The organism is Ferruginibacter albus (assembly GCF_020042285.1).
GTDB classification, from domain to species: Bacteria; Bacteroidota; Bacteroidia; order Chitinophagales; family Chitinophagaceae; genus Ferruginibacter; species Ferruginibacter albus.
The window spans coordinates 1,564,082-1,585,779 of sequence record NZ_CP083388.1 but is presented as its reverse complement, the minus strand read 5'-3'; the positions used below and the strand labels follow the sequence as shown (position 1 = coordinate 1,585,779).

Sequence of the window (21,698 nt, the reverse complement as noted above, 5' to 3'; positions counted from 1 at the left end):
CACAGCATTCCTAACGGGATGCTGTTTTTATTTGTTGAAGATCTTACGACCTTCTTCCCTGTTGACTACAAGAGTAAGTATTTGAATAATTAAAGGTTATTTTTAATTTAGTGGTTATCGGATCATCTAAATATAAAAAATAATGAGTTACACATCATTAGGTTTCGTTTCTTATAGTCCAGAACAAAAAAATTTTGAGATGCTTATTGAAAGTCAAGAAAAGAGTTTTAATAAAGTACTACATCAGCAGGAACAAAACTTTAAAAAAACACTGGAGGCGCAAAATAGAAATTTTGATAGAGTTATTTCTTTATTGGAAAAAGAAGCCAACACTTCAACGAGAATATCTTATATAGCCTTAGCTATTGCCACTGCTTCATTGATTGTTGCTATAATCGCCTTATTCTTGAGATGAGTATCTACAATAAAATTTCAAATAAACAACGCAAGTTCTATTCTGTGATACTTCACTAAAAAGCAACATCTATTTTGCACACTTGTTAATATTTTAAAATCCCTTACAAATGCTGAAAATGCTATTATATAGAATAGTAATGTGTAGTTTTGTTTTTCAATAAAATATATGAAGTATATATTTATAGATGAAAGTGGAGATCCTGAGTTTTATGGGACTAGGAAAAAACTATTAGTTGGTACTGATGGGTTTCAACCGTATCTTCTTATAGGGATGATTGAAACTGATAATCGTCGTAGATTGAGAAAGACTGTATTAGAGTTCATTAATAATATAAAAACAGATAAGCTTTATAATTCTATTCCTTCAATAAATAAAAAAAATTGGTATGTTCATGCTCGAAATGATCACCCAGAAATCAGAGCTAAATTTTTTGAATTATTACGAAATTTGGAGGGATATAAAGCTCATATAGTAGTGGCAAAGAAAGAGTTATCTATATTTGAGAATAAACATAATAGCAATCCCACTGAATTTTATTTTGATGTTCTGCATCATTTATTAAATGGTCGATTTGAAACACAGGAATGTCACTATAAGCTTTATTTATCTCAAAGAGATAAAAGTTCTTTGCCAAGATTTCAAGAAGCTGTTATAAAAGCCATGAAATTAAAAAAGACCAATTTCCCTGGCTCACCAGTTAGATGCAACTTAGAAATAGTGCCAAATACCGAAATGCCTGAATTGAGCATTATTGATTATTTAATGTGGGCCGTACAGAGAAAACTATTAAAGAACGAAAGTAGATATTTTGATGCCTTAGAAAATAAATACGAAACTATACTGGATTTGTACGAAGATAAAAAGAAGGGTAGTAGTATATAAAAAGCTAAAAAATCTCAAATCCCCCGTGCCAGTACTGGCAACACCCATCATGGGATGAGATATGATGGAATTGACACCTTTTAGCACTGCAAAGATACACTGTAAAACATTTATTGCAAGTTAAACTAAAATAAAATTAAAATATAATTAAATATATTTTTATTTTATATAAATAAGTTAATGATTATTAAATATAATTATGACTTTTTATAAAGTATAAAAATTTTTTTATTCATACTTTTTTTCGTATTCCAAAATTACTAATATACTTAGCCCAATAAAATTAGCTAAAGTAGTAATAGTAAGTATTCTGATAGATTTTTTTGTATAAAAGTAGGATTATATTAAATAAATATTTGTTTCTTCTTGCTTGTTTTACTTAATCATTTTTATAACAATTACTTTATTTAGCCAGACAACAAATTTGTTTTAATTTGTCTCTTTTAAGGGTATAAAAACTACTTACAATGAGAATATCTATACTGGTACTATTAGGAATACTTGGGATAATTGGTTTTACTTCCTGTACAAAAGATAATCCGCCATCGCCCTATTATATAAAAGCAACTATAGATGGTAAAAATGTGGTTTATAATGGTTATGTGGCAGCAACTCGTTCCAGTACACAATCAATCCAGATTTACGGTCATGAAAATGAATCTACTGTTAGTTCGGATGGGATAGATTTACAATTATCTCATACAGGATATCCTAATTTACCTACAGTGGGGAATATTGATACAGGTATTTTCACAGATACCGCTAATTTAGGAAATGTAAATCCGGCACTAAAAAACTTCTGGAATCCTGATCACGCATTAATATCAGTGATATATGAAGGCAATATGCTCAATAATAAATATGCCTCTACATTAGTACCTTTTATCTGCACTATCACTCATATCGATAATGCAACAGTATCTGGTACATTTTCAGGCGTGGTTACTTTTTCCGGTAGCAATAATTATAAGACAATAACGAACGGTAGCTTTTACGTACCTTTTTAGATACCTTACTTCTTCTTACCTCTCTTTACTGATGAAGAGGGAGGTTTTTCTTACCAATTTAAGAATATCATAAAAAACCAAAAAGCAAGTTTGTCCCCTGGTATTATTTTATGCTTTTTCTCCTTTTCTCTTTGTGCCAATGTTCCTAACATAACCCCTAAATTTACTTTGCCCGTAGTCTTCACCTCTTCTTTAGGCTTATTTTCAGGCTTCTTTTTTTTGGACATATTATTTAGTTAATTGTTTATAATTCAATCTTAAATGCAACTTACTGAACATTAAATTTAACCTCTCTCCTGCGTGTAAATGTCTTGCATTAAAACGGAAGGCAAGTTCGTCACAATAACGCTGCAAATGCTTCTTACTTACGTTATGATAAACCCCAATAATCATCCTTTTTAAGAGCGACCAAAAGTTCTCAATATTATTTGTAGAATAACCTCTCTTGCTTTTATATTGGTAAAGATGGTGGTTTGTTACTTCCCGCTTATACCTATTATTCAGTTTTCTTGCATCAAAATAATTATCTGTAACCCACCTACTGCCCTCCTTGATCGTTTTTTTAATGATTGGCAATATAGAACTCCCAAGTGTATTTTCAATAACTACCGTCTTAACGTTTCCTCCTTTTTCCATCATACCCAATACCGGGACTTTGTCGGGGAAATCTCTTGATACCCTATCCGAATAGTCTACTTTTTTATCTACGTGTCTATTTTTGTTTTTGCCGCCAACGAACGTTTCATCGCTTGAAACTATGCCCTCTAACTGAACGTCATTTTGATTCAACAGCCCTCTTATTCTGTGCAACATAAACCAAGCAGTAGCTTGCCTTATCTTAATCATTTTACCCAGTTTTACAGACGAAATACCGTTATTAACTCCTATCAAGTACATCGCCATGAACCACTTCTTTAAAGGTATTGCACTATGGGCAAACATGGTTCCATGTTTCAAAGAAAAATATACTTTACATTTAGAACATTTCAATCTCGTCTTGCAACGGTATATCTTAGAACAATTACAGTGAGGGCATCTTACCCCGTTATTCCAATAATAATACTCCAAATACTTTAAACAAGTGGCTTCGTCTCTAAAATGCTCGGCTATTTCAAATAGGTTATCAAAATCCGTCAGAAGTTTTATCTGAACCATAAGTTAGAAAGAGTTTTAGGTGTTAAGTAAAATCTTTCAATAAGGAAGTGTCGCTTGCTATTTTCGTTTGGGTACAGTACATTAGTATAAAAAAGTGAGATTCAATTTTAGTTTTGGTACTACAGATTCGGATAAATGGGAGAAATTCAACTCTTTCTTAGAAGAACTATCTAACCAATATCCTCAGGAATTTCAAAAAGATATTTATACCGAAAAAAGATTTATTACAATTGGATATAAGACATCGCCACCAGACATTATATATAATATCAATCCAGAAGTACCTGCCAATATATCTAGTTTGATAGAACAACAACTCCTGCTGTTATTCCCCTAATTCTACCGCTGACCTATACGAATCACTTTCTTTTATTAATTCAATAAAATTTTCTTTAGCAAACCCAATCCCGATATTGTCTATTTTTACCCATACACGACTCCCCGTGAAATCAATTTTCAATATTTCGGTATTTAATCCCTTTTCTTTATCGTCTGAATGTATTGGACAACGAAAAGCTTCGACATTAATTATTTGAGTGCCATTTTCATTGTAAGTTGCCCTCGATTTCCCACACAAGCATTCCCCTAAGGTTTCAATTTCAAAAACAGTTGGGAATACCTGAGGGGTGAAGTAACTCATAGTCTTACCCTCGTTGTCACATAATCGGGACTCTATTGAAACTTCATCTATGCTATCCAATGGCAGCGTCCCTCTATTATTTACTGCATACTCCCAAATATTTATATCGGGACAACTATCCTTTATTTTAAAGTGCTTAATAAGCCCTTTTTTATTTTCAGTCATCTGATATATATTAATAATTTTTCGCTTATTATCATCTGTAATTTGCTGCCATAAAAAATCTTTAGCTTCTTCAATTAATTGTTTTTCGTCTACAAATTCTATGTTAGGCATAATCTCAAAATATACGTCTTTTTGTCATAACACCAATTTTCACAACTCCATTGACCTTTAATGTTAAGTAGCATTATTCTGAAATTTTTTTTCATAAAACGCTAATCAATATAGTAGAATAGGTGTCAACAAACGTATATATGCCACACTAAAGGCATATATATACCAGCAGTCTCCAAAAATAAGGTTGTGATATTATGACAGTTTATTTGGATGACTATATAAGGTTGTATTAAAGTAATATGCCTTTACTAAAAAAAGATGGCTCTGAGCTGTTTGTCGAAGAAGTAAATAAAATTTCTCTTAATATCCTAAGAGAGTTGAATGGACTAAACTATACATCAGCGTTAGGTATATTAAGAAATACCGAAAGTATGCTTACTGATAATTCGTATGTGGAACCTCCCCAAGCTGAAACATCAAATCACCATACTGAACATTAACTACAAATACTTTTCCTGAAATCATAGTTATTTCGGTTTCATTAGCACTTTTATTGAACGCCGATTCTATTTGTCTTTTATTCAATAAAACCTGTCCAGTGCTTGTTGTGGCTAAATAGAATAATTTTTCATCGTTTCTCATAATTAGTTTTTTAAGCTAATATATGCATACCCTATTAAAATTGCAATAGCGAACTTCCATTATTGAAAATCTTATCCCGCTTTAACCTTAAAAGATTTTCAACCTAATGTTTGAGATTAAAACACCTAATGAGTTCAATAATATCATTGACTTTACCAGACATTTTAAAGACCGAGAGACCTGCTTAGAGTATATAGAATGGTGGAGATGGAAAGGACATATACGATGTTTATATTGTGGGCACGATAAGATTTATCGTTTTAAACTTGGCAATAAGTTCAAGTGTGGTAATTGTAAGGAATATTTCTATACTACAACTGGAACGATATTCTCCAGTACTAAACTTCCATTACCAAAGTTTATGTTGGCTTTGTTTCTTATCAGTTCTCATAAAAGAGGCATTAGTAGCTGTCAGTTGGCAAGAGACTTAGAGATAACTCAAAAATCAGCATGGTTACTTGGTCATAAGATAAGAGAACTACTAAAGCAGGATGGCGTTAAATTAGAAGGTACAGTTTCAAGCGACGAAACGTTCGTGGGTGGAAAGAACAAAAACAGACACTATGATAAAAAGGTGCTTTACTCCCATCGAACGACAAGAGATTCGCCTGATAAAGTTCCGGTGCTTGGTATGATGGAAAAAAATGGCAGTGTAAAGACTGCTGTTATTCCAAATACACTTGGGGACTCAATAATTCCGATTATAACAGATTCAATAAAGGAAGGAAGCAGATGGGTAACCGATAATTATTTTGATGTCAAAAAACTAAAAGAAAGGTATAAAAGAGAAGTTGCAAAGCATCATCTTTATCAATATAAAAGTCCTCGTGGATATTCTACCAATAACATTGAAAACTTTTGGACACATTTTAAGAACATGATAAGAGGGACGTATTATAAACTGAGTGCTAAGCACCTTCAACGCTACTGCGATGAACAAACTTTCAGATTCAATACAAGAAAAGAAAAAGAAGGTAGTAGATTTGCATTATTAATGGAACGAATTAGTGTTCCGTTAACTTATAACAAACTGGTTTATGGACAAACCTAAAAACATAAAAAATACTAAACTCATAGAAATTCAACCCGTCAAGTTCGGAGACTTGGTTCATAGCCTTACGAATATTCCCCTCATTAAAAAGCCTAAAAAGAAGAAGGCAAAATAGTCCCTTTAACTGAATAACATTTTTTTCTATCTTTACCACGTTAAAATCTTAGTAGCGTTTAGCGCATACTGTTTATAGAAAATCTGGTAAATTTTTAAAACGGAACAGCATGCAGGCTTGAACGCCTACGCCATAGCGTGGGCTTACTCGTCTGTACCGTTGGGTTTATACCAGAACCTTCTATATACAGCGTGGCTTAAGTCCCACGCTTATTTTTTTTACCTTCCTTGTTCGGGACTTGCAAGTACAAACAATCACTTTTAGGGCTTTTTTCAGCTTGATTACCGAATCCCTCTGTAAATATCTCTGAGTTACTCCCTTTTCCCCAAAACCTTATTAACGATCGTATTGCGTTAAACCTATTCTGTGGGAACAACAAGATTTTATCATAAACTAAACCTTCAATTATGGAAGCACTAATTCAATGGGCATGGCGTAAATTCCTGCCTCTTCTTATCGGAGCACTCATTCTTTCTGCTATGTTAGCAGGACTTACCAGCAAAGCACATCATGTATCAAACCCATTTTACGGAGATGACAGAGAATACTATCAAGACAAGTAAGAATTTAATAGCAGGTATTATTTCTATAATATTGATATTGTGCCTATTTAGAATGCAATACGGCTATTACACTTTTGTAAGAATAAGTTGTTTTATTCTTTTCTTAATTATGGCTTCTTTCTATAAAATCAATAGTCTTTGGAGCACTATTTACCTTCTTTTGGCTGTTCTATTTAATCCCATATTCCCAGTTCATTTTAATAGATTCGCATGGAATATTATAGATGGAGTTGTGGCTGTTTATATGATTGGGCAGATCGTGGCAACTTATAATACTAGAGCTATTGACAAAAGATAATCTATTATTTATCTTAGCTCGTATATGGAAAATTTATCTCCTCTTGAAAAATTGGATATTGTATTGTCATTTATGACTGATAAAGTAATTAAAAGAAGTGGACACGCTTCTGAATTACATAAGCTATTTTTAGAAAAGACTAAGTATAATATTGAGTTATATTCTTTCACTAAAATATTAGATAAATTGGTTGCAGATAAACATTTAGATGTACAAAATGTGAAAGAATATGAAAATGTTCATTTAAATTATTATAAATCAAATTTCGATGGCGAGGTTTTTACTCAGCAAGGAGGATATGTATTACAGGATAAAAAAAATAGAACCTCTATAGCAAGAACGAATCTTTTGAATCACGTAGTTGCAGCAGGTGCTTTGATTGCGGGTCTATACTATGGGATGAAAGGAATAATTTGGTTATATCACGAAATTTTAAAAATATTCTCTTGCTTGCATTGATAAATTTGCATTTTCCCAATTCTGCCTTTTCGTCACTATTTTCTTTTCCTAAATTATTTGTGAGTTCATTTTCTGAACTATCTGAATGAATATTACCCATTCAATAGCCATCATTTTGATTTTAAATACATACTGATTTTTTAAAAATTGGGCGAACAGATATTTTTAGTATATATATTCCACACTAAACGAAATTTAATTACATATAATTAACATAATTAATTAAAAATCAATGCATTAAATTACTAAATTTTAATTTAAATTATCGACTGCTTTAAATTAATAATTTAAAATAAAATATAGCCTATATTTTTAAAATTAAATTGAATTAAATCACTATAAAAATCTGATTATAAAACAATTAATATAAAAATATAAGGTAAAAATATTAGTTTAAATTTTCTTTCTTTTTTAATGGTTTTTACTGCAAAAACTAAGGTAATTCGATGAGATTATTTTGTGATATGTTCACTACTTCCCACAAGCCCTTTCTAAAATTGTTGGGATTGGGACCACCCTACCCCATCAAACAAAGGTAATAACCGAACATGACATTTTTTCCTATTTTACATAATATCCAGGATTTTGCTAAAAGGATTTGCAGAGGATCAGCCACCCTCTTTGAGGGTTATTTGAAATTAAATTGGAAGTGCTTAATTATCAATTTTATTATTATAAACATTAAATCAATGTAAAATTCACGTTGTCATAATATACAACATATTAGGATTTTGTTTACATTAGCGAACCCCTAAACTTGCTGTATGAAAAAGGTTACCCTATCGCTACGCTTTTTCTCTTTCTACTTTTTTGACTATTGCTGATTTCAATCCATTCCAGAAATCCTTCTTCCCGAATAAAAATTATTAAAAATTAAAACTTACAAAATGAGAACATTAAAATTATTTATTGGCTTGTTTATTATGATGTCTATTAGAAACATTAGTAATGCTCAAACATTGATTCAATATTCTACATCGGTACCTCTTGGAACGATTAATGATAATCATATCCCAGGTGCTATTTATGTACAGGGAACAAGCAACCCTAATTCTATTTATATAGGAAAAGGCGGGGGAGCCGCTTTAAGCAATTTGGGAATCGGTGCTGGTCAACCACCTCTGTATAATAATACCACTGGTATTAACAATACAGGAGTTGGTAGTGGAGCTATTTATTTTAATATCGTTGGGAATAATAATGCTGCATTTGGAGGAAGCGCGTTAAACTCGGTGAATAAAACAAATCAACTCACAAGTGATGATAATACTGCTATAGGATATGGTAGCCTAGGTTCAATTGAAAGTGGTAATAGAAACACTGGAGTAGGCTCTGGTTCAATGTCAAATGCATTAAGTAGTACCGATAATACCGCTGTGGGTTATCGTTGTCTACTTAACCAAAATGGATCATTTAATACAGCCATTGGTTCAGGTGCAGGACCTGGAAATTCAACTAATAGCGTAGCTATTGGAGCCAATGCGCTTAACCAAGTTTATAGCGGTAGTAATACTAATAACGTAGCTATTGGATATGCGGCCCAAGTATATATGCCTACAACTAACAGTGCAAGTAATTCTTTATCTATTCAAAATGTTATCTATGGTAATAATATGACTAGTGCTAGCGCAGGGTTAATCGGAATAGGCACCTCTACTCCTGGTAGCAAATTAGATGTTAAAGGAGCATTGCGATTAAGCAGCACTTCTAGTTCAGGTTATGTAGGGTTTGTCTCTCCAGCAAGCCCAACGACAAATGTTACTTATACTCTACCAAGCGCAGACGGTACAAGCGGGCAAGTATTAACTACCAATGGTTCATCTACTTTAAGTTGGACTACACCTCCGGCAGCAACTGGAATTACAAGTTCATGCTCTACAGTAGGTAAAATACCTTACACTTCTTCAGCGGGAGGAAATTTAAGTTGTAGCAATATCACTTTCGACAATACAAATAGTTATGTAGGTATTGGTACAGCTTCGCCAGCAGCTACATTACATGTTAATGGTACTGTAAGATTACAGGGTTTACCTACAAATTCTCCTACTAATTACATTAACCCATTACTTATCGATGCGAATGGTGACTTATGGATAGGAAACGCAACATTATCTCGTCCAGCTGTTGGTGATGATGATTTACAAACAAAAGTAGATTCATTAGAAAGTGAAGTTTCTGATTTCAAAAAGCAAGTAAGTGATTTGCGTTCCTTGGTTGAATTAATGATAACAAACAACTCTTCATCTTCTAATAAACTGTTCAGTGTATCTCCTAATCCGGCAAATGGGCGTATCCATGTAGAGCCAATTAAAAACTTTACTGCTTCATCAAAATATATTGAAGTAAGAGATATTAATAACAGTTCTGTTATTGCAAAAACAGCTTTTAATGGAACTATTGATCTAACAGTCAATAATACATTAAGCAACGGAACTTACTTAGTGGTTATTTATGATAACGCTAATGTAATTCAAACAGAAAAAGTAACAGTTATAAAGTAACTTATGACTCAAGTTTAGGGACTAAGGGCGGTTAATACCGCTCTTTTTTAAAAAATCGAAAGGAGCTGAAGAAAATCAGCTCCTTTCGATTGCTTGTACGATAACGTCGTATAAAGAGAGAGGAAGCAAAGGTATATCTCTCTACTATCTGATGGAATGAAGGAATTGTTATAAAAAAAATGGGTAAGAAGGGACCTGTTATTTATTTTCAAACTACTATATTGCATTATTAAATAATTTAATGCCATAACACACACATGAGACCTTGGATATTAGTTTTCTTCGTATTAACTTTTTCTAATTCTTTATTTTCCCAAATAACAAATACAAGATCAGGTAACTGGGATGATGCTTCGGCTTGGAGTAATAATAAAGTCCCCACCGATACAACCAATGTCATTTTGAATTATGATATATCAATTAATACAATTGCCGAATGCAAATCCATAATTGCCAATGGTAAAAAAGTGACGGTTATTACCGGGTATAAGTTGAATATAGGTCCACATAAATTAACGGTAACTCCAGATATAGGAATTTATACCGGATGTGCCAATAGTGATTATACAAGTTCTCCCAATTGTGGTCTTTACACAGGTCGTATTACAGGTCGTATAGTTAGCATAGATACCGCTACTAAGAAGATAACTTTTGAAATAAAAAGATGTAATGATGCCAATTTTAACGGGCAGTACTATGTATCCATTTTCCCAAATTCAGGATGTGCAAACTCTCCATTAAATTCCAGCTTTTCTCCGGTGACAATTACTTCTCCTACATTTAAAATAACAGTGACAGATAACAACATGAAAGGAGAAAAAAAGTATTTGGCTACATTTATAGAATACGGAGGAAATGGGGATACATATTATACTCCTCCTTTGATTGTATCCTATTAAAAGTCTTTATTGAATCCGTTGCGAGTATTTTATTTAAGGATCGCCGAATCTGTTGAAGAAATGGGATGACGGGATTTATGATTACGACATGAGGTGAGGATAAATACTATTGATTTCATTAGATAAAATGATGGTAGCTATATAAAAAGGGAATATCAGCGTTTACATTAATATTAATAATTAATTCTGTATCCCTAATTCGGAATAATAAAATCCGGTTGTTTTACAAACGTGCTATTGAATTTAAACTGCAGGTTGGTACTTACTTCTACCCGCCAGCCTTTAACGCCGGGTAAGGTCCTGGGAATATAATATCCCCGCAATTCCATCGTTCCGAAAACAAGGTTTTCGTTACGGGTGCGAACGCCACCACCCCATGCAGAATATAAGACGCTCTTATCAACAGGCATACCCGTAGGCGTTAGCATGGTTGCATTGCCGAATAAAAAAGGCGCAAAACGGAAGCCGAGGAATTTTTTTAGATTAAAAAATACGGCTTCAGGTTTTAAAGTAGCCCTGAAATCGCCGGTTTGCAAAGGCCCGCCTACATAAGGCAGCCCAAACGGGCCGCTTTGAAGAAACAATGCCTGTGTTAATGAAGTAGGTTTGATCTGTTTGGTAACACTGGCAGTTAAAAAATAACGTCGGTACCAGTTGGGGTTTATCTTTTTAAGCTTGGTGAAATGATAGAGGTTCAATAATATATTGAAATCTTCAAACTTGTTTTGATAGCGGTAACCGCCAATCCTTACGGTTATATCGTTATAGTAAGCTTTCCTGGAGAATAAACTCAATTCTCCATCCAATCCAAAATAAGGACGTTCTCTACCGTTTTGATTGGTCCATCCCCCGGTTAAAGCAGCATTAAAGCCTTGGGGAACGTCTTCGTTCCTTCCAAAACCATAAATAAAATTGGTTCTGTAAAAGTCCTGTTTGAATACATTGAAAGCGCCTAAAGCTCCGGTAACATTTACGTATTTATAATAATTGAACACCTGAGTACCATCCGGCGGACCAAACATCAATGGAACATTATTAAAATGCATGTGAAGCACCCTTACCGCTAAAAGCTTTCTCAAACGGATATCACGGTTTTTGCGAAGCAATGTGGTAGCGCCGAAATTATATCCAAACCAGCCATCTATATTGTAATACTGGTATTTGGATACACTGTCGTAATGAGGAGTATTGTATAAATTATTATCCTTATTAAAAGAAAGCGTCAACGCTCCTGTCCATGGAATATAAGGTGTAACCAATGGCTTGGAGAAAGTGGTATAAATATGCGTCTCTTCATTCCTTCCTACAACATATGCAGGTTCATAGGTTTTAAAGCCAAGGGTCCAGTCAATAAAAGAGCCTTTCATATTGCGATTAACAAACTCTGCCCCATAGCCAAATTTGGGCTCTCTTGATTTATCGAACATAGAGCTGCCCGCAAGTCGTGTACCGCGTCCATTTAAATTATCTTCACTTAATCCAAATGTAAATTTATTGGTGCTGCCTATATCCAGGATGCCGCCAATAGAAAATACATCTTTAGTTAACACAATAACATCTACCGAATCAATACTACCCGGCACAAATTTCACCAGGATACGGGCATCCTGGATATATATCTGTTCCCGTAACAAACGTTCGTTATCCGCCATCAGGTTAGGAAATAAGGTTTGTCCTGTTTTAAATAAAAGGTTGTTTTTAATAACCTGCTGAACCGTATTCTTATGAAATTTTTTCGCAATTCTTAACCCAAAACTATGTCGGATGATCTCGGTATCATTAATATTCCTGTCAAATCCCAACCGAACAATTTGAATTGATTTAATGATCCTGCCTGCAAATGGCTGAAACGGGTTGGCAATTTTAACCGGCTCTGTATTAACGGGATTTCCAACTGCCATACTTCTACCCAACTCTCCTATTAATCCCCTTTTTTTAGCTAAAAAGAAAGTGTCTTTATCCTGGTCGGCGGTGGTGGGTTGCTGAGCATTTACCAATTGCGGTAAAAAAAGTAGTACACTCAAAAAGGTAGTTAGTAAAACCTTGCACTTCATCTTCATAAAAGCAGTAAACAATTTTAGGTTGTTAGTTATAGCTATCGTTCGCTTACAATATACACTCTATTCACTTTCTTTTCCCATGGCTGCCAGTTTCATTTTATGGGCAACATCGTGCCCTACATACTTTTCTATCCTGCCTTCAACAAAATAAATAACAGGTGTAAGTATAAGTGCAACCAATGCTTTGTAAATATAATTCACTGTTCCAACAGCAATAACCATCTGCCATGTCCAGTTACCACCCAGCTTAAACGCAATAAATAAGACGATATAACTATCCACCAGTTGCGAAACTAATGTGGAGCCTGTTGCACGAAGCCATACTTTTTTGTCGCCGGTAATATTTTTTATTTTATGAAATATAGTAACGTCAACGATCTGGCTTACTAAAAAGGCGACAAGGCTTCCTAATATTATCCACATGCCCTGCCCGAAAATAGCGCCAAATGCCGTATTCATATTTGCAACCTGGGGAATTTTAGTGGTTATCCAAAAATCCGCCGGTGGTATTTCCATAGCCAGGTAAAACATTAAAAATGCGTACGAGATCAGGATAACTGCGGTATAAGATATTCTTCTTACAGCTTTTGGACCGTAATATTCATTTACGATATCAGTCATCACAAATTCCAATGGCCATAATAAAACACCGCAGGTAAGGTTAACAGAAAGATCCTTTTGACCAAACAACGAAAAATGAAAAGGAGAAATGCCAAACAACTTTTCCAATGAAAATATCTTGGTTCCAATACATTCCGCTATTAGAGCATTGGCAACAAAAAAAGCTGTAAAGCCTAAAAACAGTTTTGTAGGTTTATCTTTAAGAATATTATGTATCATTTAAAAAAAGCTGAAATAAACAATTTGTATCACAAACATTACCATATTAAAAATTGCTAACCTTTTGGGAAGCAACTTAAACTTACCTGAAATTAAGTAATATAAACATACGAGAAAATAACAAAATCCCACCACCAGGGCAACCAGGTATCCTAATATTACAAAAGTGGCTTCTACCGGCTGCAGTTTTAATACTCCGCTAAAATCTCCTTTCTGCTGATGGTTAAATTCTACTATGCGAAGTATGATCGCCAGTATAAAACTACAATAGCAAATAACTGTAAGCCTGGAAAAAAAGCGCATGTATAAAATTGAAGTTTTAATAATTGCCCGAAGCGTATGTTATCCATTCTTTCCCGAAAGCATCGGTACAAATGAAAAATTCTCAAACGCTTCTTCTGAACAGGATCCATCTGCATTTTTGGTCAATCGCAACATGCGTTGATGCTCTCCTTCGTCTACCGGTATCACCATTGCTCCACCAGTTTTTAACTGCTCAACTAATTTTGGTGGAATAAGCGGTGCCGCTGCTGTGATGATTACTTTATCAAACGGCGCAAATGTTGGTAACCCTTCAAATCCATCTCCAAAGAAAAATTTTATAGATGGATACCTGGCTTTAAAAATAAAATTCTTTGATTGATCGAATAATTTTTTTTGTCTTTCGATCGTATAAACCGTTGCTCCCATTTCTGCCAATACGGATGACTGGTAAATACTTCCTGTACCGATCTCCAAAATTTTATCAAAAGGTTTTACCTGCAATAATTGAGTTTGATACGCTACCGTATAAGGCTGTGAAATAGTTTGACCTTCAGAAATGGGAAAAGCCCTGTCTTCATATGCAATTTCATCAAAAGCGCTGTCTAAAAAAAAGTGGCGGGGTATGTTATTGATCGCTTCCAATGCCCGTTCGTCTGTAATTCCCTTGGTACGTAAAGCGTCCACCAGTTTTTTACGTAATCCCTTATGGCGATAGGTGTCTTCAAATTTCTTCATATACCGTTGCAAGTTAAAAAAATAGATGGAAGAGAATGGATAATTTATCAGTGAACTAAATAAAAATGCACGGATCTAATAACCCGTGCAATACTAACAACTATTATACAAATAAACTATTTATACTTTGGCATGTGATCATCAAAAAATGATTTAACAGCATTATTCCAATTATCGATCAACTCTTTCCTTCCTTGATATATCTGGCTGCTGGTTTGATTGTATTTGTTGCTGGCATCATTGATCTCCTTTACGCCTTTATTATAATTGTTCACATCATCTTTACTATGGTCTGATTTTGCATCATAATCCGCTTTCATTTTATTAAATCGCTCCTGCACCAATAAATAATCTGAAACAACCGATAGCTTATCTGTTTCAGAAATATAAAATTTCAACAAGCTTTTACAGGCGATTACCAGTGAATTATCGCCTTCAAATGCTTTAATAGTGTCCAAACTTTTTAAACCTTCCTGTGCATATTGTATCAAGGCATTTTTATTTTGTTCAATAGCCGTTACATTCTTTTTATCAATAGCATCCCAAACATATTCTTCTTCTTTATAGCTTTTAAAAAAGGTAAGATAAACAGGTTTATAATATTTATTTACTTTACCTGTCTGCCTCATCTTTTCAGAAATATCATCTGTTGCAGCCACCAGGTTAATATGATATTTATCTGCGAATTTTTTTTGCGCATCCCTGATATTACTATTGGCGTCATCCAGCTTTTTATCAATTAGTTCTTCTACCATTAAATACGCTTCCATTTCATCATACGATTGTTCCGCCACATCTTCCAGGTTAATGATCTTTGCATAATCATCATTTAGTACATTATAATACAGCTTCATAAAAGAAACAGAAGAATCCCTGTATTCTTTATCTCCTTTATAACCGAGCATTCCGCTGATATTCATTCTTGACTCCTGCACTTCATCCAGTAATTTGTCCCGAAGGTTCTCTACCTTCTTTGCTCTTTTACCATGCGATGCTGCGCTGCTGTATGCCAGGTATTTTTTAGAAATATTATCCTGCTGCTTGCCGATATAATCCAGGTAAGCACCGGGAGTTGAAAAATCATCCTGGGCAAATACAATTACTTTTGCTGTAATTAATAAAATGAATAAGATTATCTTTTTCATGCTAGATTTTTTATAAGGGGGTTTAGAAATGATCATTTTTTAATGGTTATCCAGTCAGTAATAATATTGTACGATTCCCGGATATAGTCATCATCTGCTATCCTATCAATATAACTGTTGTTTACTTTTTGTGCTGTTTCGCTTTTTAATTTTATGCGCTCCACATCAAATTGATTATTGGACACTTTCAAAGGCGATGCAGCACTGTCTTTCTTTTTATCCCATTCTTTTGTTCCTTCTTCTTCTTTTTCGTTATAGGCAAAATAGCTGGCCCATTGCAAAGGAATGTTTTCTTCTCCGCTGCTTTTTGTTATATAAAGGTTCTGCAATTTTTTAACCAGCGAAAAATAAAGGTCTTTATTTACTCTTGCTGTACTGGAAGCCTGCAATTGCGCTACAGGAATAGTAGGCCATGGCTGATAGATACCTGCTTTATTGTTATCAGGCAGCAATGCTGTAAGCTGACCTTTCTCTTTATACTTATCTGGAATGGAAAAATCAGGGAGAACAATGTCCGGCGTTACGCCCTTCCATTGAGCAGTGTTTCCATCTATGCGATAATATTTTCTATCGGTAACTTTTACAAAATCAGTTGGATTATCCCTTTCCGTTAGCTTACCGGTAGTATCCATGGGTATTACTATCTGTGCCGTTCCTTTTCCATAAGATGTATTTCCTACGATCAATGCCCGGTGATAATCCTGCAAAGCAGCGCTTGTTAATTCAGATGCAGAAGCACTTTCGCTGTTTATCAGTATTACCAAAGGGTCGTTATAAATAGTACCACGATTAGGATCCTTCATAAAAAAAGTTTTACCCGTTTTATCTTTCATCGAACAGATCGGACCAATATCAATAAAGATACCAGCCAACTGCACTGCTTCCCAAACAGAACCACCACCGTTATAGCGCAGATCCAGTATCAATCCACAGATAGAATCTTTCTTTAGTTTGATAATTTCTTTTGCTATATCATTCGCACATCCATCTGCCTTGTCCGTCTGTTCGTTATCAGGGTCTGTATAAAAATCAGGCAGGCTGATGTAGCCGATCTTTGTTTTATCTCCTATTACAAAACTTTGCACAATGCTTTCATCATCTTCAATCTTTTCTTTTGTAAGCGCTATTGTTTTTTGCTTACCGTCTTTTGTTTTAACAGTGATCAGCAGTTTGTCATCACTCGTTCCTTCCAATAAAGCGATCACATCCTTATCATTCATTTCATCCAGACTCTTTTCCGGATGGTCACCCGATTTTATTTTTAGCAGAATATCACCCTGATGCAGTTCTCCGCTTCTCCATGCAGCGCCTCCGGGAACCAATCTTGTGATCTCCCAATGACTTTTATCATTTTTATCAATATCTATACCTGCAGAATATTCAAAGCCGCTCAACTCTGTTTCAAATTCTTTTTTCTTTGAAAAGTTCATGTAGTTGGTATGCGGATCATAACACCATGCAATCGCATCTAAGTAATCATCTGCCAGGTTATTTTCAAAATACGGAGAAGGTTCTAATTTATCCTGCACATTGGCAGCATGTGATTTACGCAGGCTTTCCAACTCCTTTTGTTGAAGCTCATTAAAATTGACAGGCGGCTTTATAGTGAAAGGATGTGTGCTGTCTTCCTCATCTTCCAGGATATCGTACAAGATATCCCACTTGTATACTTGTTGCCTGCGCTGCATTATTTCCTGTATAGATGAAGGATAGCTTGCAAAAGGAACATGCAACACATCAGGCTTTGTAAAATCAAACGGTTTTGCCAGCAAGGCATTACTGATGCTATCACTTTGTTGTAACCGTTTGCGGCAAATGCTGATAGATTTATCAAAAAAGCCCCACTCCTTTCCTGCCAGCTCATCATCTAATTTGTATCGATAAGCACTTAGCTCTTTAATATCTGATTGGAGAAAATATAGTTTCGCTTCGTCTAAGGTTTGCAGCCAATGATCAAATAACCGGGAAGAAGTGGAATCGTTCCATTGAACAGGTTGATAATGATTCATCTCTAGAAATCGCCGCAGTACAAAACATTTCTGTCTCAAATCATTTGAATGGAATGTTTGAGCAGTCAGGTTAATGGTAAATAAGATTCCCAATAAGGAATAAACGATCTTTCTCATAAGGGATATAAAAAATTAAGCCACATCGACTTTGATCTATGTGGCTTACATCGCTATTTCAATTGCATATCTTTTATGATCGCTGCAATTTTATCATTCAATATTTTTTCAGCAGCATCAAAGCCGGTTGCATTTTCTAATTTGGTGTTTACACTAAAATAGAATTTTATTTTAGGTTCAGTTCCACTTGGTCTGGCAGAAACCTTACCTCCATCCGCTAATACAAATTGCAATACATTGCTTTTAGGCAATTCAATTTTTTTGCTTTCACCTGTTTTAAGATCGGTTGCCTTTTGCAACTGATAGTCCAACAGTTCAACTACATCTACACCGGCAATTTGTTTCGGTGGATTATCTCTGTAACCTTTCATCATATCTGCAATTTCAGCAGCACCATTCATTCCTTTTTTGGTAATACTTACCAACTCTTCTTTATACAATCCATATTGAACATATAGATCTATCAGCTTTTCATACAATGTTCTTCCTTTTTCTTTTTCATAAGCAGCCATTTCGCAAATGATAGCAACAGCGCTTACCGCATCTTTATCACGCACTTTATTCCCGATCATCAAACCAAAGCTTTCTTCACCACCGATAATATAGGTCTCTTTCCACGCTTTTACACGTATCAATTCTGCGATCCATTTAAAACCGGTAAGTACATTATAGCAAGAAACACCATTTGCTTTCGCAAATACATCGATCATATCTGTAGTAACAATAGTTTTGATCACCATATCATTACTCTCCGCCAATCCTTTTGCCTTGCGGGCTTCAATTACATAATTAAACGCCAGTACTGCCGTTTGATTTCCATTTAATAATATCCATTCGCCTTTATCATTCTTAACACCAATGCCTACACGATCCGCATCAGGATCTGTTCCCAATAAAACATCTGCATCCAGTTCCTGCGCTTTTTTTAAGCCGATGCTCATCGTTTCCTTTTCTTCGGGGTTAGGATATACTACCGTAGGAAAATTCCCATCCGGCTTGCTTTGTTCTTCTACTATATTAACATTGGTAAATCCATATGCTTTTAATACATCCGGCACCAGCATAATTCCTGTACCATGTATCGGCGTATAAACGATCTTAAGGTCGTGCTGCTTGGCACAAACTTCCGGGTACACCGAAAGTCCTTTTACCATTTCGATATATTCTGTGTCTATATCCTTACCAATAATGGTAATATTTCCTTCTTTGCCGCTCCATTTCACATCATCCACCGAAGCAATTTTTTCAACCTCAATAATTACATTTTTATCATGTGGAGGAACCATCTGGGCGCCATCATCCCAATAAGCCTTATAACCATTGTATTCTTTAGGGTTATGACTGGCGGTACACACCACACCACCTTTACATCCCAGCTTGCGAATAGCAAAGCTTAATTCCGGTGTAGGACGCAACGATTCAAACAGGTATACTTTAATATCATTTGCTGCAAAAACATTAGCAGTAATCTCTGCAAAACTTCGACTGTTATTCCTACTATCGTGTGCTATCGCCACACTTACATCATTTCCAAATTGCTGCTTTAAATAATTGGCATAACCTTGTGTTGCCATACCTACCGTGTATTTATTCATACGGTTGGTGCCAACACCCATTATACCACGTAATCCACCGGTTCCAAATTCAAGATTTTTATAAAAGGCATCTGCCAGTTCATCCGGATTTTCTTTTTCTAATCGTTTGATCTCATCTTTTACAGATTGTTCATAATTACCGTTCAGCCAACTGTCTACTTTTTCCTGAATTTTACTGTCCATTGGTTTTAATTTTTATTATTTCAAAAATAAAGCTATTCGTAATTGGTTAACAACTATTCCTATTATTTTTGTTTTAATGAAACGAGCTTCTGTTTTCCATAGCGACATCGTTGTGTCACTCACTTGTATGGTCAAATCTCTATTCATCTTATCTATCATCAGCAGCAGTTCTCTTTTAGCGGTAGCGCAGGATTCGGCTGTAGTAAAAAGTACCCAGTTTACAGATAGCGTTATCAAATATAATACGCAACCAATAAAAAAATTAACTCCGCAGCAAATAAAATCGAGGGTGCGTTTAGTAGCTGCCGCCAATATCATAGGTTATGGTGGCACAATGATCGGTTTAAATGCAGCATGGTACGCTAATTATCCCCGAAGCAGCTTTCATTTTTTTAATGATAATAATGAATGGCTGCAGGTAGATAAAGTGGGACATATGTTAAGCGCCTACGATGAAAGCCGCGGCAGCATGGAACTTTGGCGCTGGACAGGTATTGACAGAAAGAAACAGATATGGTACGGCGGCTTAAGCGGCATGGCGTATCAAACTGTTATTGAAATACTGGATGGCTTTTCTGCAGAATGGGGGTTTAGCTGGGGCGATATGAGCGCCAATGTTTTGGGAAGCGCCGCTTTGATTAGCCAGGAACTGGCATGGAACGATCAGCGCATCAAGCTTAAATTCTCTTTTCATAAAAACAGCTATGCCCCGGCTATGGACCTGGAGCAGAGAGCCAATGACATTTACGGAAAATCGGAATGGGAACGCTGGCTGAAAGATTACAATGCGCAAACCTATTGGGCAAGTGCCAGTATAAAAGCTTTTTTTCCTAAAGCTAATTTGCCGGAGTGGCTATCCGTAGCTATCGGCTATGGTGCTGAAGGTATGTTTGGAGCTACTGAAAATTATGCCACCAATAAAGACGGCCAAGTAACTTTTGACCGCCGTGATATTAAACGATACCGCCAATGGTACCTGGCTCCTGATATAGATTTTTCCAGATTTAAGACAAAGAAGAAAGGGCTCAAATTTTTATTTACCGTACTGAGCGCCTTTAAATTTCCTGCTCCGAGTTTAGAGTTTAGCAATGGTAGTTTTAAAGTAAATGCGATAACGTTCTAGTTGTCTTTCTGAAATATTTATTTGTGATAGACAACAACATCAAAAAAATTTGTCTCTTTACAGCTATAAACTTTTAAAACAAGGATTGCAAAATATAGATGTTCGTAATCTTGCCGCAGGCAATTATTACATTAAAACACAACTAGGATTGCTAAAGGTGAATATTCAACAATAGATCAAGACTATACTATTATAAAGCCCGGCATTTCAATAGCCGGGCTTTGCTTTTTAAATTTGGCTTTCAAAGAAAAAAGTTCGTATTGAAATTTATTTCCTTTATACTTTTTCATTCCCAAAATGTACTGCCGCAACCACTATTTGTACAAGTATCAATATTGGTTGTACTACCGCAACCAGGCACTGCACGGTTACAATTTCATTTAGTATTCCTACAATTATCCTTCGCCTGGTTCCCAGCAATTTTGTATTGCTTACCTCCGGTGTTGCGCTTTCCGCAAATTCCATTTGTATTGTTACAATGAGCGCTTGTACTACCGCAACATCTACTTGTAACAGTACGAATACCTACTGTATTAGTGCAATGACTGTTTGCGGAGGTAAAAAATCGTTTTGTGTTTTTACAAGAAGAGGCTAAAGCGCTTCAAAAAACAATTAACAGGCGACTTAATAATTAACCGGAACAAATAACTGCGTAAATAACCTGTTTGTTTCAGGATTTTTATCAATAATGCTGTAAAGAACAAATTTATTACATAGGAAAAAGTTTTTAATACTTAGACAACATGATTAAAATTTTTTGTCTCTTTACAGGTATAAA

The 21,698-nt window shown here is 35.0% G+C and carries 23 protein-coding genes; 11 read left to right on the top strand and 12 right to left on the bottom strand.

Going from position 1 to position 21,698, the window contains the following annotated elements; all coding sequences use genetic code 11:
- Positions 1 to 142 precede the first annotated feature (142 nt).
- The 3 genes from K9M53_RS07080 (at position 143) to K9M53_RS07070 (ending at position 2,307) form a co-directional block, all read left to right on the top strand.
- On the top strand, positions 143 to 415 hold the full coding sequence (locus K9M53_RS07080; protein ID WP_224018930.1) for a hypothetical protein: 273 nt from the start codon (positions 143 to 145) through the stop codon (positions 413 to 415).
- A 168-nt stretch (positions 416 to 583) separates the two neighbouring features.
- Positions 584 to 1,300: a DUF3800 domain-containing protein gene (locus K9M53_RS07075; protein WP_224018929.1), complete on the top strand. Its 717-nt coding sequence runs from the start codon at positions 584 to 586 to the stop codon at positions 1,298 to 1,300.
- A gap of 467 nt (positions 1,301 to 1,767) precedes the next feature.
- A complete protein-coding gene (locus K9M53_RS07070; protein ID WP_224018928.1) occupies positions 1,768 to 2,307 on the top strand; it encodes a hypothetical protein in 540 nt (179 codons plus the stop codon).
- A gap of 50 nt (positions 2,308 to 2,357) precedes the next feature.
- Here K9M53_RS07070 and K9M53_RS07065 read toward each other — a convergent pair whose 3' ends face one another.
- Positions 2,358 to 2,534 carry a hypothetical protein gene (locus K9M53_RS07065; RefSeq protein ID WP_224018927.1) on the bottom strand — a complete coding sequence of 59 codons (177 nt, stop codon included), beginning with the start codon at positions 2,532 to 2,534 and terminating at the stop codon, positions 2,358 to 2,360.
- A 1-nt stretch (position 2,535) separates the two neighbouring features.
- Positions 2,536 to 3,462, bottom strand: coding sequence for an IS1595 family transposase (locus K9M53_RS07060; RefSeq protein WP_224018926.1), 927 nt, complete (start codon positions 3,460 to 3,462; stop codon positions 2,536 to 2,538).
- Positions 3,463 to 3,556: 94 nt separating this feature from the next.
- Here K9M53_RS07060 and K9M53_RS07055 point away from each other — a divergent pair, with 94 nt between their 5' ends.
- Complete coding sequence (locus K9M53_RS07055) at positions 3,557 to 3,799, top strand: hypothetical protein (protein WP_224018925.1); 243 nt, start codon at positions 3,557 to 3,559, stop codon at positions 3,797 to 3,799.
- On the opposite strand, the gene K9M53_RS07050 is transcribed toward K9M53_RS07055, so the two are convergent.
- A complete protein-coding gene (locus tag K9M53_RS07050; RefSeq protein WP_224018924.1) occupies positions 3,788 to 4,378 on the bottom strand; it encodes a hypothetical protein in 591 nt (196 codons plus the stop codon). The two genes, K9M53_RS07055 and K9M53_RS07050, sit on opposite strands and share 12 nt — an antisense overlap.
- 378 nt (positions 4,379 to 4,756) lie before the next feature.
- A complete protein-coding gene (locus tag K9M53_RS07045) occupies positions 4,757 to 4,963 on the bottom strand; it encodes a hypothetical protein (RefSeq protein WP_224018923.1) in 207 nt (68 codons plus the stop codon).
- A 106-nt stretch (positions 4,964 to 5,069) separates the two neighbouring features.
- Between K9M53_RS07045 and K9M53_RS07040 the strand changes: the two genes are divergently transcribed.
- The 6 genes from K9M53_RS07040 (at position 5,070) to K9M53_RS07020 (ending at position 10,849) form a co-directional block, all read left to right on the top strand.
- A complete protein-coding gene (locus K9M53_RS07040; protein ID WP_224018922.1) occupies positions 5,070 to 6,014 on the top strand; it encodes an IS1595 family transposase in 945 nt (314 codons plus the stop codon).
- Between the two features lie 522 nt (positions 6,015 to 6,536).
- Positions 6,537 to 6,692, top strand: coding sequence for a hypothetical protein (locus tag K9M53_RS07035; RefSeq protein WP_224018921.1), 156 nt, complete (start codon positions 6,537 to 6,539; stop codon positions 6,690 to 6,692).
- Positions 6,640 to 6,990 carry a DUF6804 family protein gene (locus tag K9M53_RS16205; protein WP_390687646.1) on the top strand — a complete coding sequence of 117 codons (351 nt, stop codon included), beginning with the start codon at positions 6,640 to 6,642 and terminating at the stop codon, positions 6,988 to 6,990. The genes K9M53_RS07035 and K9M53_RS16205 overlap by 53 nt, the downstream gene beginning before the upstream one ends.
- Before the next feature lie 24 nt (positions 6,991 to 7,014).
- On the top strand, positions 7,015 to 7,449 hold the full coding sequence (locus tag K9M53_RS07030) for a hypothetical protein (protein WP_224018920.1): 435 nt from the start codon (positions 7,015 to 7,017) through the stop codon (positions 7,447 to 7,449).
- A gap of 923 nt (positions 7,450 to 8,372) precedes the next feature.
- Positions 8,373 to 9,950, top strand: a complete 1,578-nt coding sequence (locus tag K9M53_RS07025) for a T9SS type A sorting domain-containing protein (RefSeq protein WP_224018919.1) — start codon at positions 8,373 to 8,375, stop codon at positions 9,948 to 9,950.
- A gap of 257 nt (positions 9,951 to 10,207) precedes the next feature.
- Positions 10,208 to 10,849: a hypothetical protein gene (locus K9M53_RS07020; RefSeq protein WP_224018918.1), complete on the top strand. Its 642-nt coding sequence runs from the start codon at positions 10,208 to 10,210 to the stop codon at positions 10,847 to 10,849.
- Between the two features lie 194 nt (positions 10,850 to 11,043).
- Here the strand turns inward: K9M53_RS07020 and K9M53_RS07015 are convergent, their stop codons facing one another.
- From K9M53_RS07015 to K9M53_RS06985, 7 genes are all read right to left on the bottom strand, one after another.
- On the bottom strand, positions 11,044 to 12,909 hold the full coding sequence (locus K9M53_RS07015) for a BamA/TamA family outer membrane protein (protein WP_224018917.1): 1,866 nt from the start codon (positions 12,907 to 12,909) through the stop codon (positions 11,044 to 11,046).
- A gap of 60 nt (positions 12,910 to 12,969) precedes the next feature.
- Entirely contained in the window at positions 12,970 to 13,749 is a 780-nt protein-coding gene (locus tag K9M53_RS07010) for a queuosine precursor transporter (RefSeq protein ID WP_224018916.1), read from the bottom strand.
- A complete protein-coding gene (locus K9M53_RS07005; RefSeq protein WP_224018915.1) occupies positions 13,750 to 14,052 on the bottom strand; it encodes a hypothetical protein in 303 nt (100 codons plus the stop codon).
- Between the two features lie 39 nt (positions 14,053 to 14,091).
- A complete protein-coding gene (locus K9M53_RS07000; RefSeq protein ID WP_224018914.1) occupies positions 14,092 to 14,748 on the bottom strand; it encodes a protein-L-isoaspartate(D-aspartate) O-methyltransferase in 657 nt (218 codons plus the stop codon).
- 116 nt (positions 14,749 to 14,864) lie between these two features.
- A complete protein-coding gene (locus K9M53_RS06995) occupies positions 14,865 to 15,893 on the bottom strand; it encodes an LIC11966 family surface protein (RefSeq protein WP_224018913.1) in 1,029 nt (342 codons plus the stop codon).
- A gap of 32 nt (positions 15,894 to 15,925) precedes the next feature.
- A complete protein-coding gene (locus K9M53_RS06990; RefSeq protein WP_224018912.1) occupies positions 15,926 to 18,019 on the bottom strand; it encodes a carboxy terminal-processing peptidase in 2,094 nt (697 codons plus the stop codon).
- A 53-nt stretch (positions 18,020 to 18,072) separates the two neighbouring features.
- Positions 18,073 to 19,797: a phospho-sugar mutase gene (locus K9M53_RS06985; protein ID WP_224018911.1), complete on the bottom strand. Its 1,725-nt coding sequence runs from the start codon at positions 19,795 to 19,797 to the stop codon at positions 18,073 to 18,075.
- Positions 19,798 to 19,924: 127 nt separating this feature from the next.
- Here K9M53_RS06985 and K9M53_RS06980 point away from each other — a divergent pair, with 127 nt between their 5' ends.
- Complete coding sequence (locus K9M53_RS06980; protein WP_224018910.1) at positions 19,925 to 20,920, top strand: DUF2279 domain-containing protein; 996 nt, start codon at positions 19,925 to 19,927, stop codon at positions 20,918 to 20,920.
- Between the two features lie 276 nt (positions 20,921 to 21,196).
- Here K9M53_RS06980 and K9M53_RS06975 read toward each other — a convergent pair whose 3' ends face one another.
- The gene (locus K9M53_RS06975) at positions 21,197 to 21,385 is read right to left on the bottom strand and encodes a hypothetical protein (protein WP_224018909.1); all 189 of its coding nucleotides are present in this window, start codon (positions 21,383 to 21,385) and stop codon (positions 21,197 to 21,199) included.
- Positions 21,386 to 21,698: the final 313 nt, after the last annotated feature.

Bases quoted from the DNA above. Each gene is read 5' to 3' on its own strand.
- K9M53_RS07080 (WP_224018930.1), top strand. From the start codon at position 143: ATGAGTTACACATCATTAGGTTTCGTTTCTTATAGTCCAGAACAAAAA.
- K9M53_RS07075 (WP_224018929.1), top strand. From the start codon at position 584: ATGAAGTATATATTTATAGATGAAAGTGGAGATCCTGAGTTTTATGGG.
- K9M53_RS07070 (WP_224018928.1), top strand. From the start codon at position 1,768: ATGAGAATATCTATACTGGTACTATTAGGAATACTTGGGATAATTGGT.
- K9M53_RS07065 (WP_224018927.1), bottom strand. From the start codon at position 2,534: ATGTCCAAAAAAAAGAAGCCTGAAAATAAGCCTAAAGAAGAGGTGAAG.
- K9M53_RS07060 (WP_224018926.1), bottom strand. From the start codon at position 3,462: ATGGTTCAGATAAAACTTCTGACGGATTTTGATAACCTATTTGAAATA.
- K9M53_RS07050 (WP_224018924.1), bottom strand. From the start codon at position 4,378: ATGCCTAACATAGAATTTGTAGACGAAAAACAATTAATTGAAGAAGCT.
- K9M53_RS07045 (WP_224018923.1), bottom strand. From the start codon at position 4,963: ATGAGAAACGATGAAAAATTATTCTATTTAGCCACAACAAGCACTGGA.
- K9M53_RS07040 (WP_224018922.1), top strand. From the start codon at position 5,070: ATGTTTGAGATTAAAACACCTAATGAGTTCAATAATATCATTGACTTT.
- K9M53_RS07035 (WP_224018921.1), top strand. From the start codon at position 6,537: ATGGAAGCACTAATTCAATGGGCATGGCGTAAATTCCTGCCTCTTCTT.
- K9M53_RS16205 (WP_390687646.1), top strand. From the start codon at position 6,640: ATGTATCAAACCCATTTTACGGAGATGACAGAGAATACTATCAAGACA.
- K9M53_RS07030 (WP_224018920.1), top strand. From the start codon at position 7,015: ATGGAAAATTTATCTCCTCTTGAAAAATTGGATATTGTATTGTCATTT.
- K9M53_RS07025 (WP_224018919.1), top strand. From the start codon at position 8,373: ATGATGTCTATTAGAAACATTAGTAATGCTCAAACATTGATTCAATAT.
- K9M53_RS07020 (WP_224018918.1), top strand. From the start codon at position 10,208: ATGAGACCTTGGATATTAGTTTTCTTCGTATTAACTTTTTCTAATTCT.
- K9M53_RS07015 (WP_224018917.1), bottom strand. From the start codon at position 12,909: ATGAAGATGAAGTGCAAGGTTTTACTAACTACCTTTTTGAGTGTACTA.
- K9M53_RS07010 (WP_224018916.1), bottom strand. From the start codon at position 13,749: ATGATACATAATATTCTTAAAGATAAACCTACAAAACTGTTTTTAGGC.
- K9M53_RS07005 (WP_224018915.1), bottom strand. From the start codon at position 14,052: ATGCGCTTTTTTTCCAGGCTTACAGTTATTTGCTATTGTAGTTTTATA.
- K9M53_RS07000 (WP_224018914.1), bottom strand. From the start codon at position 14,748: ATGAAGAAATTTGAAGACACCTATCGCCATAAGGGATTACGTAAAAAA.
- K9M53_RS06995 (WP_224018913.1), bottom strand. From the start codon at position 15,893: ATGAAAAAGATAATCTTATTCATTTTATTAATTACAGCAAAAGTAATT.
- K9M53_RS06990 (WP_224018912.1), bottom strand. From the start codon at position 18,019: ATGAGAAAGATCGTTTATTCCTTATTGGGAATCTTATTTACCATTAAC.
- K9M53_RS06985 (WP_224018911.1), bottom strand. From the start codon at position 19,797: ATGGACAGTAAAATTCAGGAAAAAGTAGACAGTTGGCTGAACGGTAAT.
- K9M53_RS06980 (WP_224018910.1), top strand. From the start codon at position 19,925: ATGGTCAAATCTCTATTCATCTTATCTATCATCAGCAGCAGTTCTCTT.
- K9M53_RS06975 (WP_224018909.1), bottom strand. From the start codon at position 21,385: ATGGAATTTGCGGAAAGCGCAACACCGGAGGTAAGCAATACAAAATTG.